Source organism: Pedococcus sp. P1_H8, assembly GCF_056405175.1.
Window position 1 is genome coordinate 1 of the sequence record NZ_JBFUCP010000159.1, and the last position, 498, is coordinate 498.

General features: G+C 73.1%; 1 protein-coding gene. It reads right to left on the reverse strand.

Features of this window, described 5'->3' with window-relative positions:
- Positions 1 to 498, reverse strand: a 498-nt coding sequence (locus AC1DYG_RS19380; protein WP_477641485.1) for a DEAD/DEAH box helicase, incomplete at both ends; no start/stop codon positions are given.

Consider the following 498-nt stretch of genomic DNA (forward strand, 5'->3'; position numbering starts at 1 on the left):
CAGGAAACCCATGCCGCGGGGCACCTCGTCGATCGACGAGGCGGTCATCGACACGAACACCACCGCGGCCTCCCGGCCCTGGAACTTGTCGACGGTGCCGACCAGGACGTCGCCGAAGCCGGCGTCGGCGCGGCGCGCCCGGATCAGCGACACCTGCGCGTTGTAGGGCGCGACGACGAGGATGTCGCCCTCGGCGAGTGGGCGGGCCGGTTCGCCGGCGCCGGGGGTCCATGGCGTGCCGATCAGCGCCCGCACCTCGGCGGTGACCGCCTCGGCCTCCTCGACGGACTCCGTCGAGTTGCCCCGGTGCTCCACGTACAGCGTCGTGACGCCGGGCTCCACGCCGGCCAGCGCCCGGCCGGTGGTGACGGGCTCCTGAGAGTGCAGTCGACCGTCGTAGGACAGGTCCGAGACCGCCGAGCAGACCGCGGGATGCATCCGCCAGGTCCGGTCCAGGAAGTACCCGAGTTCGGGTGGCAGCGCGCCGTGTCCCTGGGC